The following is a 22,261-nucleotide window of genomic DNA, read 5'->3' as shown; positions in this document are numbered from 1 at the left end:
CCGGAGAGCCCCATGTCGGAAAATAGCTTTGATGTCATCGTGGTCGGTTCTGGGCCAGGCGGGTATGTGGCCGCGATCCGGGCCGCGCAACTGGGCCTGAAAACGGCCATTGTCGAGCGCGAGCATCTGGGCGGCATCTGTCTGAATTGGGGCTGCATCCCGACGAAAGCCTTGCTGCGCTCGGCGGAAATCCTGGATCACGCCAATCACGCCAAATCCTATGGCCTGGTGCTGGAGGGCGAGATGAAGCCCGATGTGGACGCCGTCGTGGATCGCTCCCGCAAGGTCTCGGCGCGTCTCAATGGCGGCGTCGGCATGCTGATGAAGAAGAACAAGATCAGCGTCATCTGGGGCGAAGCCAAGCTGACCAAGCCGGGGGAGATCAAGGTCTCCAAACCCTCAAAGCCGGCCGTGGAGCCCCAACACCCTCAGCCCAAAAACACGCTGGGCGAGGGGAGCTACACCGCCAAGCACATCCTGATCGCCACGGGCGCCCGCCCACGCGCCCTGCCGGGGATCGAGCCGGATGGCGAGCTGATCTGGACGTATTTTGAAGCGATGAAGCCGGAAAAACTGCCCAAATCGCTCGTGGTGATGGGCTCAGGCGCGATCGGCATTGAGTTCGCCAGCTTTTATCTGTCCATGGGCGTGGATGTGACGGTCGTCGAGCTGATGGACCGGATCATGCCTGTGGAAGACGCTGAAATCTCCAAGTTCGCCCGCAAGGCGCTGGAAAAGCGCGGCCTCAACATCATCACCGGCGCGAAAGTCACAAAAGTCGACAAGCATAAAGACGCTGTGACCGCCCATGTGGAGACGTCGGACGGCAAGACGCAACAGATCAAGGCGGATCGCCTGATCTCGGCCGTGGGCGTCCAGGGCAATATCGAAAATCTCGGCCTTGAAGAGCTAGGCGTGAAGACCGAGCGCGGCTGCGTGGTGATTGACGGCTATGGCCGCACCAATGTGGACGGGCTTTACGCCATCGGCGATGTGGCCGGCCCGCCCATGCTCGCGCACAAGGCTGAGCATGAAGGCGTGATCTGCGTGGAGAAGTTCGCTGGTCTTGAGAATGTTCATCCCATGGACCCGCTCAAAGTCCCCGGCTGCACCTATTGCAACCCACAAGTGGCTTCGGTGGGGATGACAGAAGCCAAAGCGAAAGAAGCGGGTCACGACATTCGCGTCGGCCGGTTCAGTTTCGCCGCCAATGGCAAGGCCATCGCGCTCGGCGAAGACAATGGCCTGGTCAAAACCATTTTCGATAAAAACACCGGCGAGCTTCTGGGCGCGCATATGGTGGGGGCGGAAGTGACCGAGCTGATCCAGGGCTATGTGGTCGCCATGGGGCTCGAGACCACCGAAGAAGAGCTGATGCACACCGTTTTCCCGCATCCCACGCTGAGCGAGATGATGAAGGAAAGCGTGCTCGACGCCTATGGACGCACGCTCAACAGCTAAAAATTCAGTCGCCCTGCATCCATATCGGGTGCAGCCTGCATCTTCCCTGCAAATCTCCCCATACGGGGCGATCTTCAACTCTGGGAGAGCAGACATGGTACGGATGAGTTTGAGCGCCTTCTTGGGATCACTGCTGCTGGCCGGTTGCGTACAGGCGTCTGACGGCCCCACCACCACATTTGATGGTCTGGCGGGCCGCCGCACAGTCGACACCAATGGCAATGTGGCGATGAATGGCGCTGCGGTCACGCTGGAAGGCCGCGTGGGCGGATGGGTCGAAATGAATGGCGCATCCGTGGATGTTCGCGCGGATATTGGCGGCGACCTGGAAGCCAATGGCGCGAGCGTCGAAGTAGACGGCCAAATTGCTGGCGCCAGTGAAATCAACGCCGGATCGGCGCAGCTGGATGGCGTTTATCTGGGCCCTGTTGAGTTGAACGCCGGCAATGCGCGATTGCAGGGGCGATACGCTGCTGAACTGACGGCGAACGCTGGCGCTTTGACGCTTGAGGGTGATCACGCCGCTCAGGTTCGTTTCGCCGGGCAGGGCCGTGAACGGAATTTCCTGGGCCGGGAGCGCCAGGATCAGTCACGCCTGGTGATCGAAGGCCATCTGGCGGTCGGCGGCGAAGCCTGCGCCCATGAAGTCATCTTTGAACGCGGCGCCACGCTTGGCGGGGTGATGCGGGTGCGTGCGGACACGGCTCCCGATCTGCCGGCTGGAATTCAGCCTGAGATGGTGGTGTTCGAGCCGCGTAATGGAGAGCGTTGCCAGGAGGTCTGACAGCGATAGCTATGAGACTTGGTGGGCGGTCAGTCATATGGCCGCCCTTTTTTTGATCGGGGTGTGTAACCTCACATAGAGTTCACTCGATCCGCTGAACGATAGCCGGTTAAGTCTCGCCCTGGTTAGGACACAGCGAGGGCAGGACATGAAGCGCATACGGACAGGCATTTTATGTCTTGTGCTTGTATTGGGGGCTGGCGCTTCCGGACAAGCGGATAAAGCCAATGCGCAGTCTCCCAACCCGGCTCCCTATCTGGGTCAGCAACCGCCCGGTCTGACTGCCGAACCCTTCGCCCCCGGACGGGTGTCGTCTCCTGGCTATGAATATGGCGGGGTCTTCTCGCCGGATATGGATGCGTTCTATTTCATCCGGGGCGATGAGGAGGGCCACGCGCAGGACTTCGTCGTTTTCAGATATGAGGATGAAAGCTGGCGCGAGACGGTGCTGTCGCCTCGGGTCGGTCAGCCCTTTATCGCCCCCGATGGAGCCACGCTGCATCTCGGCGGACGGTATATGGAGCGCACAGATGCCGGATGGTCGGAGATACACTCGCTGGGTCAGCCGTTCGATGACATTCAGATCATGCGTCTGACGGCATCGTCCGCCGGAACCTATGTGTTTGACGAGATCGGCTCCGCGGACGGAGATGGCGTGTTGAGATATTCACGCCTGGTCGATGGCGTTCGCGAAGCGCCCAGACCTTTCAACGCGGCGATTAATACGGGAAGTTTCAACGCTCACCCCTTCATCGCGCCTGATGAGTCCTACATTTTATGGGATGGCCGACGGACGAGCGGCTTTGGCGGCTCAGACATTTATATCAGCTTCAGGCAGGCTGATGGCGAATGGGGAGCGGCGATCAATCTGGGCGAGGCGATCAACACGCCCGCCTGGGAGGCCTCTGCAAGCGTCACCCCGGATGGACGGTATCTCTTCTTTCACAGGATGATTCAGCCCGCGGACGGGGACGGTCTGCCTGATGTCGATATATTTTGGGTGGACGCACAAATCCTCGACACCCTTCGACCCGACTGATCTGACGAAGCTGCGAGGATGAACTCGCGCCGTCCCCTTACACCCTGATTTCACGTTGGAAAGGCGGTCCGTTTTGCGGGCCGCCTTAGTCTTGGTTTGAGCGCGCTTCGGCCCGAGACATGAAAAAATTTATCGTTTTTCGAAAAATTTTTCTTCCTTATCGAGTTTCGATATGATATCGAGTTTCGATAAGGTTGGTCATATAAGAAATATCGGGGAACCCGAAATGACACGTCTCCTTCTCACGACAGCCGTCGCCAGCGTTCTGGCGCTGACAGGCTGCATTGATGTAACGATCGGAACGCCCGCCTATGCGTCCAGCAGTGACAACAGCTTGCGTGGCGGCGATTTCACGGCGGTTCTGGATGAAGCTGGCGACTTCCGGCTGGCGGGCGCAGATGTGCGCGTATCCGGCGAAGTCGGTGGTCGGTTGCGGGTCAGCGCAGCCGATTTCATCGCCCGCGAGTTTCATGCCGGCGCCCTGGCGGTCACGGCGGCCGACATCGCCTTCACCGGCGATGTGGACGGGCCGGTGACGCTCACCGCGTCGGATGTGAGCTGGCGCGGCAGCATCGGCGAGAGCGCTGAAATCCGGGCGGCGGATCTGGACTTTGACGGTCGTCTTGACGGACGCCTGTTCGCCCAGGTCGCAGACGCCCGCTTGTCTGGCGTTTTCCATGACCTGGAAGTGTCCGCCGCGGATCTGGAACTGGATCGCAACAGCCATGTCCAGGGAAATGTTCGGGCCAATGTGGCTGATTTTGAACTCGACGGCGTCATTGACGGTCGTCTTGACCTCAGCGCTCGCTCGGTCTGGATCAATGGCGATCTCAATTCACCGATGGTTCTGAATGTGGACCCCGGACGCGGACGTCTGGATCCCGAAGATGGTCTGGTTGAGCTGAACGGCCGGTCGGTCGGCGGTTCGATCTGTGCGCGCCGTGTGGTTGTGCGAGGGCAGGTGACTGGCCCACTGACCATTATGGCGGATGCGCCGCCTGAAATGCGCGATGGCGCTCAGGCCTCTGACATCAGTTTCACGGCCCGCAATGGCCAGCGTTGCGAACGCAACTCGTAAAAGGAGAGGTTTGATGATCAAGTCTCTGAAAAGACATTTGCATTCTTTACTGGTCGCCGGCTTCCTGTGTGGCGCGGCGAGCGGCGCAGCCCAGGCCGGTCAGTATATCGGCGGAGATCTCAACCTCTCCTTTGATGAAAATGATGATGTGCTCGTGCTGGCGGCCGATGTGGTCGGTGAGGGCCGCATCGGGGGGGATCTGACGGTGTTCGCCGCTGATGTTCGCATGAATGTGACCGTGGATGGCGAAGTGCAGATCGTCGCCGCGGATATCGAGCTGGACGGCTCTATCCAGGGCGAAGTGGGGCTGGCGGGGGCGGATATCCGCGTCGGCGCCGACCTGTTTGGTGATCTGGACGCGGCGGGTGCTGACCTGACGCTGAATGGGACCGTCGCCGGTGACGCGGCGCTTGCGGGCTCCACCGTCATTCTGACGCCGGACGCGGTCATTTCGGGCGAAACCGAGATCGGCGCGCGCGAGCTGTATATGGAAGGTCGCCTGGTTCAGGCCGTTGAAATTCACGCGCGCGACGTCGTGATTTCCGGCACGGTTGAAGGCCCGCTTGATATCCGCGCCCGTGACGTGGTGTTTGAAAGCAGCGCCGTGATCACCGGCCCTGTCACCGTGCGCTCGCCCAAGCCGCCGCATGTGGCCGAAGGCGCGCAAATCGGCGAGCTGGACTATCAGCAGTATGACTTTGACGATGAGTCCGACTTCAATCATCCCGATGTGAATTTCGGCATTGACGATTTCGGGTTTGCACCCAGCCCCTGGGCCCTCAGCGGCGTTTTTACCGCCAGCGCCTTCCTGCTGGGTCTTCTGGTGTCCCTGGCGAGCCCCAAAGGCGTGGCGAGCATCGCCAGCGCATTCCGTCGCAAACCCTGGGTGTCCGGTCTGCTGGGTCTTGTGGTGCTGGCTGTGCTGCCGATCCTGACCATCACCTTGTTCGTGTTGCTTCTGGCGACAGTCATCGGGATCCCGCTGGCCTTCCTGCTGATCTTCGCTCTGCCGATCGTCTTGTTCCTGTCTTACGTATTCGGCGGTGTTGTGGTTGGCGACCTGCTCCTGAACCGAACGGGTGAGGCGGCCGGGTTTGGTCTGCGGGCAGGCTCCTTGCTGGTCGCGCTGCTGGTGCTGGGCCTGCTGTCGGTGATCCCGTTCCTGGGCTGGCTGATCAGCATGATCGTGTTCTGCATCGGCTTGGGCGCGTGGACCATCGCCTTGTTCTCACGGACAAAACCGACGCCGAACATGGACGCTGTGTAATGAATTAAGTACAGCGTTACCCTGTTACAATCCCGGCTGACCTTGTAGGTTGGCCGGGATTTTTTGTTCGTAAGCGGTCACAGAGCCGCAGACATGCTTCATCGGGGGAGCGCTCATGTCCTTGTTCAAAGTCGCCTTGGCGGCTGGCGCAGCACTGGTGATCAGTGCGCCCAGCTTCGCTGATCCTATTCGTCAGACCACCAACAATTGGCGCGACGCCTTCCGCCAGCTTGAGGATGAGGATTGGCCCACACCAACTCGCGAACGCCGCGCCACGGGCGCGCCGGGGCCGGATTACTGGCAGCAGCAAGTCGATTATGACATCGACGTGGCCTTCGACGAGAACTCGAAAGTTCTGACCGGCTCCGCAACGGTCACCTACACCAACAATGCGCCGGATACGCTCGATTATCTGTGGTTCCTGATGGACCAGAACCGCTTCCGTCCTGAGTCCATCGCGGTGATGACGGAAACGGTAGGCGGCGCCAGCCGGGCCAATTCACGCACCGGTGCGGCGGCGTCCGTCGAGGGCGTTTCCGCCCGGACGCTCAATCGCGCGCGGCGTCTGGATGAGGACGGTCTTGGCTTCAACATCAATGGTGTGACGCTGGAAGACGGCTCTGCGCTTGATTACACCGTCGTCGACACGCTGATGCGGATTGATCTGCCGCAGGCCCTGGAAACCGGCGATTCCGTTACCTTCACCATTGATTGGGACCATGTGCTGATCGAAACCGCTGTTATCGGTGGCCGGTCAGGTTGGGAATGCTTTGACGAAGACGGCGAGGGCGGCGATTGCATCTATCAGATGGCGCAATGGTTCCCCCGCGCCGCGGCTTTCTCCGATTATGAAGGCTGGCACAACAAGGCGTTCCTGGGCCGGGGCGAATTCACCCTGGAGTTTGGCGATTATGACGTCGCCATCACCGTGCCTCAGGACTTCGTGGTCGCTGCAACCGGCGAATTGCAAAACGCTGACGCTGTTCTGACCGAAGCTCAGCAAGAGCGCCTCGAAGAAGCGGCGACCGCTGACGAGCCGGTCTTTATCATTACGCCCGATGAAGCGCGCGCCAATGAGCGCCGCGGCAGTCGCTCCACCACGACCTGGGAATTCTCCGCTGAGAATGTCCGAGACTTCGCCTGGGCGACCTCGCGCAAATTCATCTGGGACGCGGTCGGCGTCGAACAGGACGGGGCCGGTCAGGCCCCGGATCGCGTCATGGCGATGAGCTTTTATCCCAATGAGGCCGAGCCGCTCTGGTCGAGCTATTCGACCCGCGCCATCGAGCACACGATCGACGTCTATAACGAGTTCTCCTTCCCCTATCCGTACCCGACCGCTCAGTCGATTTCGGGGCCCCAGGGCGGCATGGAATACCCGATGATCACCTTTAACGGCGCCAGCTATGGTCGCCCGGTGATCGGCGAAGATGGCGAGCTGACTTATTCGCGCCGCGCCAAGCACGGCCTGATCGGCGTAATCATCCACGAAATCGGTCACATCTATTTCCCGATGGTGGTGAATTCCGATGAACGCCAATGGACCTGGATGGATGAAGGGCTGAACACCTTCTTGCAGTTCCAGGCCGAGCGTCGCTGGTCGGAAGACTATCCGGTGCGCCGCGGTGATCCGGATCTGATCGCCAACTACATGGTCTCCACCAATCAGGTGCCGATCATGACCCAGTCTGATTCCATCCCGCAATTCGGCAACAACGCCTATGGCAAGCCGGCGACGGCTCTGGTGGTGCTGCGTGAGACGGTACTGGGTCGCGAGCTGTTCGACCGCGCCTTCCAGGAATACGCCGAGCGTTGGCGCTTCAAGCGTCCGACGCCTTATGACTTCTTCCGCACCATGGAGGAAAGCTCTGGCGTGGATCTCGACTGGTTCTGGCGGGGCTGGTTCTACTCCACCGACCATGTGGACATCGCCATCACCAGCGTCACCGAAGGCACGGTGAACACTGAAGATCCGGAAATCGAGAACCCTCTGGCGCGTCAACGTGCTGATGAAGGCTCGAACTCGACCACGCTTCAGAACAATATCGAAGAGGGCCTGACCTTCTACGAGAACGAGAACCCTGAAATTCAGGATTTCTACTCGGCCAATGACCCGCATGTGGTCACCAATCGCCAGCGTGAAGCTTATGAAAGCCTGCGCGATGGCGATTTGCCCGAGCACGAAGCTGCGGCGCTTGATTACGACGGCTATGTCTATTTCGTGAATCTGGAAAACCAGGGCGGCGTGGTGATGCCGGTCATTCTGGAGTTCAGCTTTGCTGACGGGACCACGGACGAAGTCCGCATTCCGGCCGAGATCTGGCGTTTCAATCCTGAAGCCGCGATCTGGCGCTACATCACGGACAAACAAGTGGTCTCCGTGGAGCTGGACCCGCATCTGGAAACCGCGGACGCGGATCGCACGGACAATTATTATCCGCCGCAAATCCAGCCGAGCCGTCTTGAGGTGTATCGCAACACCTCCAGCCCGTCCTCGCTGATGGACGATATGGATCTGCGCGTTGAACGCGACAGCATCCAGACCCGGGATCAGTAAGCATGGGTCCCGTCATCCGGACGCTGGTTCTGGCCGTTGCGCTTTGCGCAGCGGCCAGTTCCGCTTACGCCCATCGGCTTCATGCCGGGCTGACGGATATTTCAGTCAATGCGACCACGGGTGAGCTTGAGGTGGTGCACCGGCTCTATACCCACGATTTGCACCCTGCGATCGGCTTTAACGCCATTGACGATACCGAGCTTTACGAGACCCGAGAGGGCTTGTTGCGTTTGGGCGCTTATGCCGCCGCGCGGTTCTCCATGCGGCTTGAGGGCGAGGGGCCGTTGGCCTTGCGTTTTGTCGGCGCAGAGCCGGATGGCGAATACACCTTCTTTTATTTTGTCGGAGACTCGCCAGAAGAGGGCCAGTCCGTCATTATAGACAATCGTTTGCTGGTGGATTTCCATCCCAGCCAGTCCAATCTGACGAACATTCGTCTGGGCGAGGATGTCCAGTCCCTGACCCAGGGACCGGACTCTCGTGCGCCGGGGCGCGCGCGCTTCTAGCGCTCGGCGCCGAAGCGCTCATTGATCCAGTCGGCGATCAGCGCCATAACTTCAGGGTCAAAGGTTTCCTCAATTTGCGCGTATTCCGTCATCAGGCCCGTCTGCGCGTTTTGGAACAGGTGATTGCGACCCTCCAGAACGACGATTTGTGCATCTGGCTTGTCCGCCAATAGGGTCTCCAAGCCCGCCACATTGGGTTCGGCGACGATCTGCAAATCCAGCGTGCCTTGCAGCGCCAGAACAGGCTGATCCACACGCGCGAACCAATCTGCCGGATCATAGTTCACCAGTTCCCGGTACCAGTCCCGGCTCATGGAGCTGATGAAGACCGCTTTCTGATCGGCTGGAACTTCAAGGATTGAGAGGGTCTCCTCGGTGAGCAAACCGTCCAGCGCGGCTTCTGCGCTGTCCTGGTCGCGCGCGTGACGGACGGCGTCCACCAGCGTTTCCATGACCGCAACGCGGGCCCGGGTTTCTGCGGAATCAATCCCCATGGCGTCAGAATTCGCCATGATCTGGTCAATGATGAAGCGATGCCCCGGCGTGCCGGGTCCCGCCAGCAAGATAATGAAGGCGGTCTCGCTGTGCTCGGCGGCGACGATCGGCGCGATCAGGCCGCCCTCGCTGTGACCAGCGAGGCCGACGGCGTTTATCAGGGGATGATTGCGCATCCACTCCGCAACCGCGGCGGCGTCAGAGGCGAAGTCGTATGAAGTCGCGCTGGCGAAATCACCGGTCGAGTCTGCAAACCCCCGATCATCGTAACGCAGCACTGCAATCCCCCGACGGGTCAAACTATCCGCCAGAACCGCGAAGGGCTGGTGGGTCCACACGGTTTCGTCACGGTCTTGCGGGCCGGAGCCTGAGATCAGCACCACGCCTGGAAACGGGCCTTCGCCTTCTGGCAAGGTCAGGCTGCCCGCCAGCGTCACCCCCTCGGCGTCCGGGTTGTCAATGCGAACCTCCTCAATGGTGTAGGGGAAGGGGGCTTGCGGGGTTTGAGGGCGGTTGGGGGCCTCGACCGTCTCGGATACGCGGTCAAATGTCACGGTCACGGTGTCAAAACCGGGACGCATCCAGTCGCCGCTCGAGCTGTCGCCGTCCAGCTGGCCTTGATAGGTCACATTGGCTGCGGGCACTTGAAAGGACACTGCATCGCCGGACCGGCTGAAGTTGCGGACCGGGATGTCATAGGCGGCCTGGGAGACGGAATCTAGCGTGACACGCGTGCCGTCTTCGCCGGTCTGGATGTTCAGCGCGAACTCCAGCTCGGTATCATTGCGGATCAGCTGACCTTCCCAACGTCCATCCATGCCATCGATGAAGACCGCGGTGTCTTCGGTCGGGCGAGCAAAGCTTGTGGGGATCTGCATGCCCTGGCTGAAGACGCCGTCATAGCTGGATTCAGCGTCGTTCCACTCGCCTTCGAACCGGGCGCCGATCGCTGCGATCGAGAATTCAAAGCGATCTTCTGTGATCGCCACAGTGCTGACCGGGATAAGCTGGCCCGGCGCCTGGTCCAGGCTTTCAAGCACAGCGGTCTGAGCGCCGTCATCATCAATTGAGACAGTGACTTGTAGGCGCAGGTTTCCGCCCGGGGTTTCAAGAGTGGCGAGCCAGGCTCCAGATCGGTCCGTTGGTGATTGGCCCGAGGCGAGGATGGTAACCAGCAGGATCATGAACCCGCCGGCCAGTATCGTGAACAGGGATGATTTGCGCGCGGTCATATTGGTTCGCTTTCTTTTGAAGACACAGCTCTGCCGGTCAGCTCAATGGGAGCTGTTGCGTATGGTGTCTGAAACTGAGGAGGATGGAGCCGGAGTGCGTCAGCGCACTCCGGCGTTTAGTTGAGCATTAGGCTTCAGCTTTGGAGCCCATAGCGGCCATCAGGCTTCGGATGATGACCAGCGCGGATCCGCACACTGCGATGCTGGTGAGGGCGATTGCTGAATAATCCTGCGGGACGATGAAAGAGGCGAGGATGTAAAGCGCGCCGGTGATCATCAACACCAGCCCGGAAAACCGGGCTACAGCCTGGCGTTTGGCGTAGGACGCGCCTCCCGAGCTCAAGGAGGTCGGGCGTTTGGGGATGGCGTTGGCGATCACGATCATCGCGATGCCGAACGCGCTGCCCAGAATGCGAACTTCCCAGGCGTCGGTGATCCAGGTGAAACCAGACGTGAACACGACGGTCAAACCCATCGGGATCAGGATCAGGATGCCGGCGGAACGAATCGACTGCCTCAACGTGACGCGGTCTTCCTCGGCCGGCGCGTTGGCCTGGTTGCTGAATTTCAAAGTCTCCACGACCAGCCAGGCGACCGGCATGAAGATCGCGCCCAGGATAAACATCCACGCCACCTCAGGCTCGCGAACAGCCATGATGCCAGCCAGTGGAAAAGCCAGGGCCAGAATGACGACCGTGGAATAAAACGGAGCTTTAGTCTGCGCCATGGTCTGTGTCCTTTTCTTCATTGGAGGAAGCCTCACCCAGGCCAAAAGTCTTGGCGAAACCCAAGAGCGCGTCTTCAAGAACGCTGAGCTTGATGCGGTAAGTGACGGTTTTTCCTGTTTTTGTAGCGTCCACCAGATTGGCGTCTTTCAGCACGGAAAAGTGCGCGGACATGGTTGGTTTGGAGACGTCGAACTCTGCCGCCAGCTCTCCCGCCGTCATGGGGCGTTCGCGCAGCAGCTCCAGAACCCGGCGTCGTGTGGGGTCGGAGAGGGCTTTGAATACATTGCTCATGAATTGATGTTTAGCTAATCATCGAAATGATTGCAAGCGAATAATTCGCCATTCGCCTAAATGACCGACACGGGCGCTGTTTGTGAACTTGATGGAAAGGGCCGGGGGGCTTATCTGGGGCGTATGGTCAACCTGATCTCATCCCCCCGCTCCGCCACGCCCGACGCTCGCGCCGCGCGTCACCCGGAAAAGCAAAAGCGCCCCGATACGCCGGTGCTGCGTAAGCCGGACTGGATTCGCGTGAAGGCCCCGACGGGCGGCGTGTTCTCCGAGACGCGTAATGTGGTGAAGGAGAATAATCTCGTCACTGTGTGTGAAGAGGCGGGCTGCCCCAATATCGGTGAGTGCTGGTCGCAAAAACACGCCACCTTCATGATCATGGGCGAGACCTGCACCCGCGCCTGCAGCTTTTGCAATGTGAAGACAGGCTTGCCGGACGCACTGGATACCGATGAGCCGCGCCGCGTGGCGCACGCTGTCGCAACGATGGAGCTCAAGCACGTCGTCATCACCTCGGTGGATCGCGATGACCTCGCCGATGGCGGGGCGGAGCATTTCGCTCAAGTGATCCGCGCGATCCGGGAAGCTGCGCCAGGCACGACCATTGAAATTCTGACCCCGGACTTCCTGCGCAAGCCAGGGGCGGCGGAAGTCGTCATCGACGCCCGCCCCGATGTGTTCAACCACAATCTGGAGACCGTGCCGCGGCTCTATCTCGGCATTCGTCCGGGCGCGCGCTATTACCATTCGCTGCGCCTGCTGGAACGCGTCAAAGAACGCGACCCCAGCCAGTTCACCAAGTCCGGCATCATGGTGGGCTTAGGCGAGACCAAGGAAGAAGTGATGCAGGTGATGGACGATATGCGCTCCGCCGGCATCGACTTTCTGACCATCGGCCAGTATCTGCAACCGACCCGCAAGCACGCCGCGGTGGACCGCTATGTCACCCCGGAAGAATTCAAAAGCTATGAGACCATCGCCCGCGCCAAAGGGTTCTTGATGGTGTCCGCCAGCCCGCTCACCCGGTCCAGCTATCATGCCGGGGATGATTTCGAGCGCATGCGCGCCGCCCGCGAGGCTGCGCTGGCGTCCGGCAAAACCCTCTAGAGAGTTTCATGAGCGCCGAGCATGTAGAACGGATGCGCTTGCGCTACCGGCCCGAGGATCTTTTCGAGCTGGTCAGTGATGTGCGCCGCTATCCCGATTTCATCAAGCTGATCACCGTCATGCGCGTAACCCGCGATGCGGTGGTGGACGGGGTGGGTGAACTCGATGCCGAGGCGCGCGTGCGCTACAAATTTGTGCGTGAAGGCTTCACCACCCGCGTGAAACTTGACGCGCCGTCGCGCGCCATTGACGTGACCTATCTATCCGGGCCGTTTCATGAACTGGCCAATCGCTGGCGGTTCCATCGTCTGGAGGACGGCTCGACGCTGGTCGATTTCTGGATCCGCTACGGCTTCAAGAACCCGGTCCTGCAAATGATGCTCGATGGCGGCCGCACACGGGCGATCCGGTATCTGATCGGCGCCTTTGAAGCGGAAGCGGCCAAACGCTTCGAGCCTGTGGGCGAGCCTGATCTCGACTACGCCGATGCGCTCAAGACCATTCCGACGCCTGAAGCTTCAGCTTAGACGGTTCAGCAAGAGCTTAAGCGCCTCTTCAACCGTAAGAGCGCGGACCCGGTCCCGCCCCACATCGCCATAGCGGCGGCTGAGCGTCAGTGTGGGTTTTCCCGTTTGCGCGCAGCCGAACCAGACCAGCCCCACAGGCTTGTCCGCGCTACCGCCGCCTGGCCCGGCGATCCCGGTTACAGACACAGTGAGATTGGCTCGACTGTGCGCCAAAGCGCCTTCGGCCATCGCCTGCGCCGTTTCAGCCGAGACGGCGCCATAGGTCTCTATCGTGTCTGCAGAAACGCCAAGCATCTCCATTTTGGCGTCGTTGGAATAGGTCACGAATCCCCGGTCCACGACCGCCGACGAGCCCGGGATTCCGGTCAATTCCCCTGCGATCAGCCCGCCCGTGCACGATTCCGCTGTGGCGATCATGACGCCGCGCGCCTTGGCTCGTTCGATGACCTTAAGTGCATGGCTGTGCGCCGGGCTCATGACAGCGCCGCCGTTACAACAGCTTCCGCGGCCAACCCTTCGCCACGCCCAGTAAAGCCGAGCTTTTCAGTGGTCGTCGCCTTGATGTTCACCCGCCTGGGATCAAGGTCCAGAATCTCGGCGACACGCGATTTCATGGCGGCTTTGTGCGGGCCGATCTTGGGGCGTTCGCATATCAACGTCACATCCACATGGACCGCACGCGCGCCAGCCTCGGCGGCGATCTGGGCGGCGTGTGTAAGAAACATCGATGAATCCGCGCCTTTCCATTGGTCGTCGCTGGGCGGGAAATGGTCGCCGATATCGCCAAGCCCGGCGGCGCCCAAAAGCGCATCGGTAATGGCGTGCAGGCCCGCGTCGGCGTCCGAATGCCCGATTAGCCGGTAGGGGCAGTCAATGAACACCCCGCACAGATGTACGCCGTCGCCAGGCGCCATCCGATGCACGTCATACCCTATGCCGGTGACGGTGAGCGAGGCAGATGATGCGTCGCCAGCTAGCGCCTGCTCAGCGCGCTCGAAGTCGTCTGCATAGGTCACTTTGAAATTGCTTTCTTCACCTTGCGTCAGAACGATCTCAAGGCCGCTGGCGCGCGCGAGCGACACTTCGTCAGGATAATCAGATGACGCGGCCTGAAAAGCCTCGCGCAAAAGCGTAGTTTGAAAGGCTTGCGGTGTTTGAAGGCGATACAGGCCATCACGGCTGACAGGCACGACGCCGGTGTCATCTGATCGCGCCAGAGCGTCGGCGACAGGTAAAGACGGCGCTGCCCCTGGAGCGCTGTCCAACGCCGCGCGCAAACGTGCGATGATCGCATCCGTCACCAATGGCCGCGCAGCGTCATGGATCAGCACCTGATCGTGCGCCACATGGGCGAGGGCGTTGCGCACCGACTGGGTGCGCGTCTCGCCGCCTTCGACAAGGACAGCGTCGGCCCCGTTCAGACAGGCGCGCACCCTATCGGCCTGACCTGGCGCGTGGGCGATGATGAGTTGCGCACAGGCTGGATCCTGGGCGAACCGGTCGATGCTGTAGGACAGCACGGGGCGACCCGCCAAAATGCGAAACTGTTTTGGCGTGCCGCCGCCAGCGCGCATTCCGCGTCCGGCAGCGACGATGCATGCGCTATAACCCATGGAGTGTTCGCCTGGAGCTTTGACAATACTGAAGTCAGCGATAGGCAATTCAGGCAATGAGGTCCAGCGACCCTGCACATGAATACGCCCCGGACTCAATGGCCGGGGCGTATCGGGTTCAGATCGAGGATCTGGTTTTACGGATTGAGCGGGCAGGTGTCGCTGAAGACGTCATAGATAATGCCGTCGTGAAAAATTCTGACGCTGTAGAAAGGGCCAACTGCGGTGCAGGACAGCACCACAGCGTCTTCGGGAATCGTCGAGGCCTGTGCGGCCGGAGTGGCGAGCAGGCTGGCGAGACCCAGCACGGCGGCGCTCAGCATGAAGCGAACAGATTTCATTTTATCCTCCAAAGAGACAATCGATTTAGAAAATCAACTGTAGGGGGAATTTCATGGGAGTCAAAACTCGTCGAGGCGATCGCTGTCTGCAGGACGTGCAGGATATCTCAGGGACACGAGTTGCGAGTCACAGTGTCACTGGAAGAGCTGTGAGAGACGCGGTATCTCATGAGTATGACTCATGTTGATCATCTCAATCTGACGGGTTTTGACATCGGCCCGGTCCGTGTCGACCGGCCCGTTTTGCTGGCGCCGATGTCGGGCGTGACCGATTGGCCGATCCGCAAACAGGCGTTCAAGTTCGGCGCGGGCCTGGTGGTGAGCGAGATGGTCGCGTGTGAGACCCTGGCGCAAGGGCGTGAGGACGTGATCCGGCGTATGCGCGCGGATGGCGATTGTGGTGCGCACGTCATTCAGCTGGCGGGCCGCGAAGCGACATGGATGGATGTGGGCGCGCGCCTGGCTGAAGAGGCGGGCGCGGATGTGATCGACATCAATATGGGCTGCCCGGCGCGTCAGGTGACGCGCGGGCTGAGCGGGTCCGCCTTGATGCGGGATCTTGATCATGCCCTGACCCTGATCGAGGCGACGGTGAAGGCGGTGTCAGTGCCGGTGACGCTGAAAATGCGTCTGGGCTGGGATCATGACTCGCTGAACGCGCCTGAATTGGCCCGTCGCGCCGAAGACGCTGGCGTGAAGATGGTCACCGTGCATGGCCGCACACGCCAGCAATTTTACAAAGACCAGGCCGATTGGGCCGCAGTCGCGCCCGTCAAAGCCGCGGTGACCATCCCGCTGATCGTCAATGGCGATATCAGCACGCCCGATGAGGCGCGTGAGGCGTTGAGACAATCGGGCGCTGACGGCGTCATGGTCGGGCGCGCGTCCCAAGGGCGGCCCTGGCTGCCGGGCGCCATCGCGGACGTATTATGTAACGGCGCCGCTTTTCGCGAACCTGATCTGGCGATCGGGGCGCAGTCTCTATCTGACGCCTTGCAAGACAGCGTGACGCTCTATGGCGAAGCCTTGGGCGTCCGGACCATGCGCAAGCATTTCGCCAGCTTTGTGGATTGGGCGGTGTCAGATCCGGATGACGCACGCGCCTGGCGCGGCCGGTTGTGCCGGGCGAAAAGCGAAACGGAGGCGCGGTCTGAACTGATGGCGTTCGCTCAGAGCCGTCAGGCGAGCGCAGCTTGAACGGCGGCGAACCTACTTTGTCGGCGCGTGCGGCCGAGGCTGCGCCGATCGCACTGGTTTTGCTGGACCCAAATGGCGTAATTGTTTTCGCCAATGCACGCGCTGAGACTTTGTTCGGGCAATCTCGCAAGCGACTGGCCGGTAAAACACTTGAGGCGGCAGGCCCTGTGGGCGAAGCATCAGCAGAGCTCGCGCGTCGCGCTCTGGACGAAAACCGCTCAGTGTACGCGCATGATCTGCCTGTGAGGCTTACCGATCGCGCCTTACGCCTTTCTGTGGACGCTTCCCCGGATGAGGCTGGCGTTTGCGTGTGTCTCAGGCCCTGGCCTGAATCGGGCGGCGGGGCGCGCAGCGATGTGGCCGCCAATGCCGCGGCGGGCTTTGGCATGATGTTGTCGCATGAGCTCAAAAATCCCATGGCGGGCGCGCGCGGCGCAGCGCAACTCATCGCCCAGAGTGAAGATGAGGAAAGCCGCGAGCTCGCGGCCCTGATCATCACGGAACTTGATCGCGCACGCCGTATTGCGGAACGCTGGAGCCGCGTGGGCGATATCGGGCCGCCGCGTCTGGGGCGGGTCAATCTTCATGCGCTCGTGCGCGAAGCCGTGCGGTCCGCCCGGGCGTCAGCCTCGCCTGATGTGGTCTGGCTTGAGTATTTCGATCCGTCCTTGCCCGATGCGCTGGCGGATCGCGATCTGGTTTCCCAGGCGGTGCTCAACCTTCTGATCAATGCCGGTGAAGCGGCCTGTCAGGGGGGCGGTCGGGTCAAGGTCTATACGCGCTATCGCCAGCCACGACCGGGTGGTCCGGCGCCGGACGCCCGTCTTGAAATCGCCATCGAAGACGATGGGCCTGGTGTGGATGAAATGCTCAGAGAAGCGATTTTCAATCCTTTCGTCACTGGTAAGCCGGCGGGGGAAGGGCTGGGGCTGGCGCTTGTCAGCCGCGTTGCAGACCTTCTCAATGGTGGTGTCGAGTTTGAGACCCGTCCGGGACGAACGGAGTTTCATTTCTACCTGCCTGTAGAGCGTAAGGACGGCTGATGGCGCATCGGGTTCTGATACTGGAAGATGATGAATCCCTGCGTCTTGTGATTGCAAAGGCGCTGTCGCGCGCCGGGTTTGAAGTGCGCGCGACTGCATCGGTTGACGCGGCGCTTGAGCGTCTGGCGCGTCGTGAGGTTGATGTCCTGCTCGCTGACGTCTTGCTGGGACGGGAGAGTTTTCTGGATCGTCTGAGCGAGGTCACCCGCGTCAGGCCCGATATTCCTGTCATCATCATGAGCGCCCAGACCACCGCGCGCACTGCGATCGAGGCCGGTAAGGCCGGTGTGTTTGAATACTTGCCAAAGCCATTTGATCTCAATGAGATGGTGGCGGTCATTAAGAGGTCTCTCGAAGATCTGGGGCCGGTCATTCCTGTTTCCCCGTCTCAGGGCTTCGGCGGGTTGGTCGGTCGGTCACCCGCCATGCAGGAGGCGTTTCGCGCCCTGGGGCGTCTGGCGCGCACATCGTCGCCGGTTTTATTCACCGGGCCAGACGGAAGCGGGCGCGCGCACAGCGCGCGTGTGCTGGTGGCGGAAAGCGGGATTGCAGGGCCGGTCATCGAGGCGGGTCCTGCCCGCATGCGGCGAGAAGGCCCAGCGCTGCTGGAGACTGCGGCAGGCGGCGCGTTGATCCTGCGCCGGGCCGAACACTGGGATGACGAGACACAGGACTGGGTGATCGAGGCGCTTGAAACGCCTCGGGGCGATAGTCCGCGCATTCTGGCGACTGGGACGCCTGATATTGGACAGCATGTCAGGCCAGCCTTGTTGTCACACCTGGCGATAGGTCGGGTCCAGCTGCCGCCCTTGCGCGAACGCGGTGAAGACCGGGCGCTTTTGTTCGCCCATTTTCTGGCTGAACACGCCAGTCCGCGAGAGATGCATGATCAGCTGCGGGCTTTCATCAATACCCAGGTCTGGCCGGGCGAAGTGCTCGGTCTGAAACGGGTCGCGCTGCATCTCAGCATGCAAGGCGCGCGCGGTCCCTTATCAATCGAGGAAGTGGAAGCCGCCATCCATGAGTTTTCCAGCCGGGACCCCGGTGCGGATCTGAGCGAGGCCGCCGCCCGATTCTTCGGGGCGGCTTTGGCGTTGGGAGAGAGCGGGATCGGTGAAAAAGCGCAGATCGCCGTGGATCGCGGCCTGTTCTCTGCGGCTCTGGAATCGTCAAACGGTGTGCGCCAGGATGCCGCGAAGTTACTGGGTTTAAACCGGAATACGCTGACAAGGCGGCTATCTGCTCTGAGCGCAGACAGCGATGAGACCTAGAAGCCACACCCGTTGAATTTCCGTCACATATAGGCCAAGCTGTCGCTGAGGGGACGCAAGGAGACACGCAACTTGCCAAAGTTTGCGGGCAATCCAGCTTGGCGACAATCCACGCTATTTTTACTCGGCTTCGTTGTTGCGGCGCTGGGCGTGGTTTTGCTCGCGCTGCTGTCAGTTTTCCACGAGGGCCGGTTCGGTCCCGGCGGATGGGGGTTCATCACGCTCATGGCGCTGGTGGCCGCCTTGCTGGGCGTGCTCGCCGTGGCGGTTTATCTGCGCGTCATGCAACAACTCAAAGGCACGCAAGGGGCCGCATCCGCCGCGCCCCGTCTGCAAATGCGTTTCATCACCCTGTTCGCGGTCGCGGCGGTCGTCCCGGCGGTTTTGATGGCCGGGTTTCAGGCTTTGGTGCTCAATCGCGGCGTGGAGTTCTGGTTTGCGGAGCGTGTGAACACGCTGGTGGAGACGACCGCGGAGCTGGGAAATGAGTGGCCGCAAGTGGCGTTGAGCCAGACAGGCGATCATATGCGCGGGATCGTCCAGGATTTGGCGGCGCCAGAAGCGGTCAACTCTCTTCAGGATCAACGTATTCTGTATAGCGGCTATCTGACGAACCAGGCGCGATTGCGCAATTTGCCGGCGCTGTATGTCATCGACAGTCAGGCGACGATCCTGGCGCGCAGCGACGAGGCGCCGGAAACGCCGGGCTTCGCCGCACCGTCTCAATCCTTGTTCGAGATCGCCAATGAAGGCGATATCAGCGCCTCAGCCCCTGTGCGTCGTGATGACGGGCCTGACTATGTGCGCGTCTTGCTACGTATGCCGGAATACGAAGACGCCTATCTGTATTCGCTGGTCTTCGTTGATTTCAGCCTATTGAGCGCAGCGCTGGAAGCCACCCAGTCTTTCCGCGAGGCAATCGCCAGCGAACAGCAGATGCGGATCAGCTTTTTCTTCGTTTACGCGCTGGCGGCGGTCCTGGTGTTTCTGGGGGCTGTATGGCTGGCGCTGAGCGCAGCCGCGCAAGTGGTCTCCCCCGTCAGTCGGTTGGTGGCGGCGGCTGAGCTGGTGCGGCGCGGCGAATTGAGCGCGCGTGTCCAAGTGGCGCGAGACAATGACGAGATCGCAGCCCTGAGCCGAGCCTTCAACCGGATGACCCGGCAACTGGAAAGCCAGCGTGGCGCGCTTTTGGAAAGCAATGCTGAATCCGAGCGCCGTCGGGCGTTTATCGAGGCCGTCCTCACCGGCGTCAGCGCCGGCGTGATCGGTCTGGAGCCTGATGGCCGCGTCTCTTTGGTCAACCGGTCCGCTGCGCAACTTCTGGGGCGCGAACCGGGCGCTCTGGTTGGCGATATGATCGAGACGGTTATGCCGGAGTTCGCGGAAGTTTTTCAGGCGGTCCATCGGCGCCCTGATGAAATCGCCGAGCGTCAGATCGACCTGATGGAGGAGGGCGGCGCCACAGTCAGCCTCAGCGTCCGGGCGGCGCAGGATGATGATGGCGGCGTGGTGATCACGTTTGATGATGTCTCCCGACTTGTCGCCGCGCAGCGCAGCGCCGCTTGGCGCGATGTGGCGCGACGGATCGCGCATGAGATCAAAAACCCTCTGACTCCAATCCAGCTCTCCGCAGAGCGATTGAAGCGTCGGTATCGCAAGCAGATTGACGAAGACGGCCTGGAGACGTTTGACAAATGCGTCGACACCATCGTGCGTCAGGTCAGCGATATTGGCCGCATGGTGGATGAATTCTCCGCTTTTGCGCGCATGCCCGCGCCCAAGATGGAGGTCGCGGATCTGGTGGATGTCGCCAATGCCTGCGTCTTCGCTCAGCGCGTTGCGTCTCCTGAGCTTCAGGTTCTGCTGACAGTGCAGGGGGGGCCGATTTCGGTGGAATGCGATTCCCGGCTGATCGGGCAGGCTTTGGCCAATGTGCTCAAGAATGGCGCCGAAAGCGTTTCGGCCCGCATGGAGCAAGACGGCTCGAAGGCGGGCGGTCAGCTCGCGGTTTCAATCGGCTCGGAGACGGGACAGGCGATTATCGAGATCACCGATAATGGTCTGGGCTGGCCCGAGCATGACCGGGCGCGCCTTACAGAACCCTATATGACCACGCGCGCGAAGGGCACGGGCCTTGGCCTGGCTATTGTTCGCCGCATCATGGAAGACCATGGCGGGCGACTGGAGCTGGATGATCGTCCAGACCTGGTGCGGGGCGCCGTCGTCCGGTTGGTCCTACCCTTGCTTGAACCCGATACGAACGCGCCGGACACGCCGGCGCAGGCGGAGGCTTGAACGCAATGTCGCTCGATATTCTGATAGTTGATGATGAAGCTGATATTCGAGAGCTCATTGGCGGGCTTCTGGAAGATGAAGGCTATGAACCCCGTTACGCCGGGGATTCCGATACAGCGCTGGAAGCTGTAAGGCGACGCCAGCCGGCTCTGGCGGTACTTGATGTCTGGTTGCAAGGCAGCCGCCTGGACGGGATCGAGCTGCTCGCTGAGATCAAGCGAGTCGCGCCCGATCTTCCAGTGGTGGTGATTTCCGGACATGGCACGATTGAGACGGCGGTCGCAGCGATCCGGAAAGGGGCTTATGACTTTATCGAAAAGCCCTTTAAGTCCGATAAGTTGCTGCTGACTGTTGAGCGGGCGCTTGAGGCCAGCCGGTTGCGGCGCGAGAACGCCGAGCTGCGCGCCAAGTCTGAAATCCACAATGATCTGATCGGGGATTCAGCCGCGGCGGTTCAGCTACGGCAGACTGTGGACCGGGTGGCGCCGACCAATTCGCGTGTGCTGATCGCAGGTCCGTCTGGATCCGGCAAGGAGCTGATCGCCCGCCTCATCCATACTCAATCCACCCGGGCGGACGGCCCCTTCATTCCGGTCTCCGCGGCGATGATGGCGCCGGAACGTGTCGAAGCTGAATTGTTCGGCGCGGAAACAGAGAGCGGCGTGGAGCGCGTCGGCTTTCTGGAACAGGCCCATGGTGGGACGCTTTTCCTTGATGAGGTCGGCGATATGCCGATCGCGACCCAGGCCAAGCTTTTGCGGATGTTGGTTGAGCAGCGCTTCCGTCGGATCGGCGGCGCACAGGATGTTCAGGTCAATGTTCGGGTCCTGTCGTCCACCGCGCGGGATCTGCAAGGCATGATCGAGCAGGGCCTGTTCCGCGAAGATCTCTACCACCGTCTGGCGGTCGTGCCGCTGGACGTGCCGTCTTTGTCGCAACGGCGTGAAGATATTCCGCTTCTCGTCAACCATTTCCTCGAGCGCCTGACGGCGATGTCGGGCCTGCCCATGCGCAAGATCGGCGAGGACGCCATGGCGGCGCTGCAGGCTCATGACTGGCCGGGCAATGTGCGTCAGTTGCGCAATAACGTCGAACGCCTGCTCATTCTCGCCACGGGGTCTCCCGATGAGCCTGTGACGCTGGATTCCCTGCCGTCTGAAGTGGCCGGACGCGCGACCAGCGCCGAGACGGGTCTCGACGCCGAACGCATGATCGCCTTGCCCTTGCGCGATGCGCGTGAGAATTTCGAGCGTGAATATCTCAAGGCGCAGATCAACCGGTTTGGCGGTAACATCTCGCGCACGGCCAATTTCATCGGCATGGAGCGCTCAGCGCTCCATCGCAAGCTGAAAACCCTTGGCGTTGCGAGTTTGAACCGCAAAGGTGATGACGTCGATACAGAGGACGCTGGCTAGTCGCTGGCTGAAAT

20 protein-coding genes are annotated in these 22,261 nt (G+C 61.0%); 14 read left to right on the top strand and 6 right to left on the bottom strand.

Annotated elements, in window-relative coordinates; translation table 11 throughout:
* The first annotated feature begins 12 nt into the window (after window positions 1–12).
* The 7 genes from lpdA to ACQ66J_RS14540 all read left to right on the top strand — a co-directional run bounded on the left by lpdA (window position 13) and on the right by ACQ66J_RS14540 (window position 8,692).
* A complete protein-coding gene (gene lpdA / locus ACQ66J_RS14570) occupies window positions 13–1,461 on the top strand; it encodes a dihydrolipoyl dehydrogenase (protein WP_430432191.1) in 1,449 nt (482 codons plus the stop codon).
* A 94-nt stretch (window positions 1,462–1,555) separates the two neighbouring features.
* On the top strand, window positions 1,556–2,245 hold the full coding sequence (locus ACQ66J_RS14565; protein WP_430432190.1) for a hypothetical protein: 690 nt from the start codon (window positions 1,556–1,558) through the stop codon (window positions 2,243–2,245).
* A gap of 148 nt (window positions 2,246–2,393) precedes the next feature.
* Window positions 2,394–3,284, top strand: coding sequence for a hypothetical protein (locus tag ACQ66J_RS14560; protein ID WP_430432189.1), 891 nt, complete (start codon window positions 2,394–2,396; stop codon window positions 3,282–3,284).
* A gap of 226 nt (window positions 3,285–3,510) precedes the next feature.
* Window positions 3,511–4,362 (top strand): hypothetical protein, encoded by an 852-nt coding sequence (locus ACQ66J_RS14555; RefSeq protein ID WP_430432188.1) that lies wholly within the window; start codon window positions 3,511–3,513, stop codon window positions 4,360–4,362.
* 13 nt (window positions 4,363–4,375) lie between these two features.
* Window positions 4,376–5,629 (top strand): hypothetical protein, encoded by a 1,254-nt coding sequence (locus ACQ66J_RS14550; RefSeq protein WP_430432187.1) that lies wholly within the window; start codon window positions 4,376–4,378, stop codon window positions 5,627–5,629.
* A gap of 115 nt (window positions 5,630–5,744) precedes the next feature.
* Window positions 5,745–8,186, top strand: a complete 2,442-nt coding sequence (locus ACQ66J_RS14545; RefSeq protein WP_430432186.1) for a M1 family metallopeptidase — start codon at window positions 5,745–5,747, stop codon at window positions 8,184–8,186.
* A gap of 2 nt (window positions 8,187–8,188) precedes the next feature.
* Window positions 8,189–8,692 (top strand): DUF6702 family protein, encoded by a 504-nt coding sequence (locus ACQ66J_RS14540; RefSeq protein ID WP_430432185.1) that lies wholly within the window; start codon window positions 8,189–8,191, stop codon window positions 8,690–8,692.
* On the opposite strand, the gene ACQ66J_RS14535 is transcribed toward ACQ66J_RS14540, so the two are convergent.
* The 3 genes from ACQ66J_RS14535 to ACQ66J_RS14525 all read right to left on the bottom strand — a co-directional run bounded on the left by ACQ66J_RS14535 (window position 8,689) and on the right by ACQ66J_RS14525 (window position 11,438).
* Window positions 8,689–10,419 (bottom strand): alpha/beta hydrolase family protein, encoded by a 1,731-nt coding sequence (locus tag ACQ66J_RS14535; protein ID WP_430432184.1) that lies wholly within the window; start codon window positions 10,417–10,419, stop codon window positions 8,689–8,691. The genes ACQ66J_RS14540 and ACQ66J_RS14535 overlap by 4 nt on opposite strands.
* Window positions 10,420–10,546: 127 nt before the next feature.
* Window positions 10,547–11,146, bottom strand: a complete 600-nt coding sequence (locus ACQ66J_RS14530; protein ID WP_430432183.1) for a hypothetical protein — start codon at window positions 11,144–11,146, stop codon at window positions 10,547–10,549.
* Window positions 11,133–11,438, bottom strand: a complete 306-nt coding sequence (locus tag ACQ66J_RS14525; protein ID WP_375549037.1) for an autorepressor SdpR family transcription factor — start codon at window positions 11,436–11,438, stop codon at window positions 11,133–11,135. The genes ACQ66J_RS14530 and ACQ66J_RS14525 overlap by 14 nt, the downstream gene beginning before the upstream one ends.
* A 123-nt stretch (window positions 11,439–11,561) precedes the next feature.
* On the opposite strand from ACQ66J_RS14525, the gene lipA reads away from it, so the two are divergent.
* Together lipA and ACQ66J_RS14515 are read left to right on the top strand one after the other, a co-directional pair.
* Complete coding sequence (gene lipA, locus ACQ66J_RS14520; protein WP_375549038.1) at window positions 11,562–12,545, top strand: lipoyl synthase; 984 nt, start codon at window positions 11,562–11,564, stop codon at window positions 12,543–12,545.
* Between the two features lie 8 nt (window positions 12,546–12,553).
* Window positions 12,554–13,072, top strand: a complete 519-nt coding sequence (locus tag ACQ66J_RS14515) for a type II toxin-antitoxin system RatA family toxin (protein WP_430432182.1) — start codon at window positions 12,554–12,556, stop codon at window positions 13,070–13,072.
* On the opposite strand, the gene ACQ66J_RS14510 is transcribed toward ACQ66J_RS14515, so the two are convergent.
* The 3 genes from ACQ66J_RS14510 to ACQ66J_RS14500 all read right to left on the bottom strand — a co-directional run bounded on the left by ACQ66J_RS14510 (window position 13,064) and on the right by ACQ66J_RS14500 (window position 15,026).
* Window positions 13,064–13,549, bottom strand: a complete 486-nt coding sequence (locus ACQ66J_RS14510) for a CinA family protein (RefSeq protein ID WP_430432181.1) — start codon at window positions 13,547–13,549, stop codon at window positions 13,064–13,066. The genes ACQ66J_RS14515 and ACQ66J_RS14510 overlap by 9 nt on opposite strands.
* Window positions 13,546–14,685, bottom strand: a complete 1,140-nt coding sequence (locus ACQ66J_RS14505) for a bifunctional 2-C-methyl-D-erythritol 4-phosphate cytidylyltransferase/2-C-methyl-D-erythritol 2,4-cyclodiphosphate synthase (protein WP_430432180.1) — start codon at window positions 14,683–14,685, stop codon at window positions 13,546–13,548. The genes ACQ66J_RS14510 and ACQ66J_RS14505 overlap by 4 nt, the downstream gene beginning before the upstream one ends.
* 137 nt (window positions 14,686–14,822) lie before the next feature.
* On the bottom strand, window positions 14,823–15,026 hold the full coding sequence (locus ACQ66J_RS14500; RefSeq protein WP_375549042.1) for a hypothetical protein: 204 nt from the start codon (window positions 15,024–15,026) through the stop codon (window positions 14,823–14,825).
* A 168-nt stretch (window positions 15,027–15,194) separates the two neighbouring features.
* Between ACQ66J_RS14500 and dusB the strand changes: the two genes are divergently transcribed.
* The 5 genes from dusB to ACQ66J_RS14475 all read left to right on the top strand — a co-directional run bounded on the left by dusB (window position 15,195) and on the right by ACQ66J_RS14475 (window position 22,247).
* Entirely contained in the window at window positions 15,195–16,223 is a 1,029-nt protein-coding gene (gene dusB / locus ACQ66J_RS14495) for a tRNA dihydrouridine synthase DusB (RefSeq protein ID WP_430432179.1), read from the top strand.
* The gene (locus tag ACQ66J_RS14490; protein WP_430432178.1) at window positions 16,220–17,266 is read left to right on the top strand and encodes a two-component system sensor histidine kinase NtrB; all 1,047 of its coding nucleotides are present in this window, start codon (window positions 16,220–16,222) and stop codon (window positions 17,264–17,266) included. The genes dusB and ACQ66J_RS14490 overlap by 4 nt, the downstream gene beginning before the upstream one ends.
* On the top strand, window positions 17,266–18,537 hold the full coding sequence (locus tag ACQ66J_RS14485) for a response regulator (RefSeq protein ID WP_430432177.1): 1,272 nt from the start codon (window positions 17,266–17,268) through the stop codon (window positions 18,535–18,537). The genes ACQ66J_RS14490 and ACQ66J_RS14485 overlap by 1 nt, the downstream gene beginning before the upstream one ends.
* Window positions 18,538–18,609: 72 nt before the next feature.
* Window positions 18,610–20,832 (top strand): sensor histidine kinase, encoded by a 2,223-nt coding sequence (locus tag ACQ66J_RS14480; RefSeq protein ID WP_375549046.1) that lies wholly within the window; start codon window positions 18,610–18,612, stop codon window positions 20,830–20,832.
* Window positions 20,833–20,837: 5 nt separating this feature from the next.
* Window positions 20,838–22,247 carry a sigma-54-dependent transcriptional regulator gene (locus ACQ66J_RS14475; protein WP_375549047.1) on the top strand — a complete coding sequence of 470 codons (1,410 nt, stop codon included), beginning with the start codon at window positions 20,838–20,840 and terminating at the stop codon, window positions 22,245–22,247.
* Window positions 22,248–22,261 lie beyond the last annotated feature (14 nt).

The organism is Oceanicaulis sp., assembly GCF_965284345.1.
Classification (GTDB): Bacteria; Pseudomonadota; Alphaproteobacteria; order Caulobacterales; family Maricaulaceae; genus Oceanicaulis; species Oceanicaulis alexandrii_A.
Note: the sequence above shows the minus strand (reverse complement) of the source record. Positions and strands in the feature narration are given on the sequence as shown.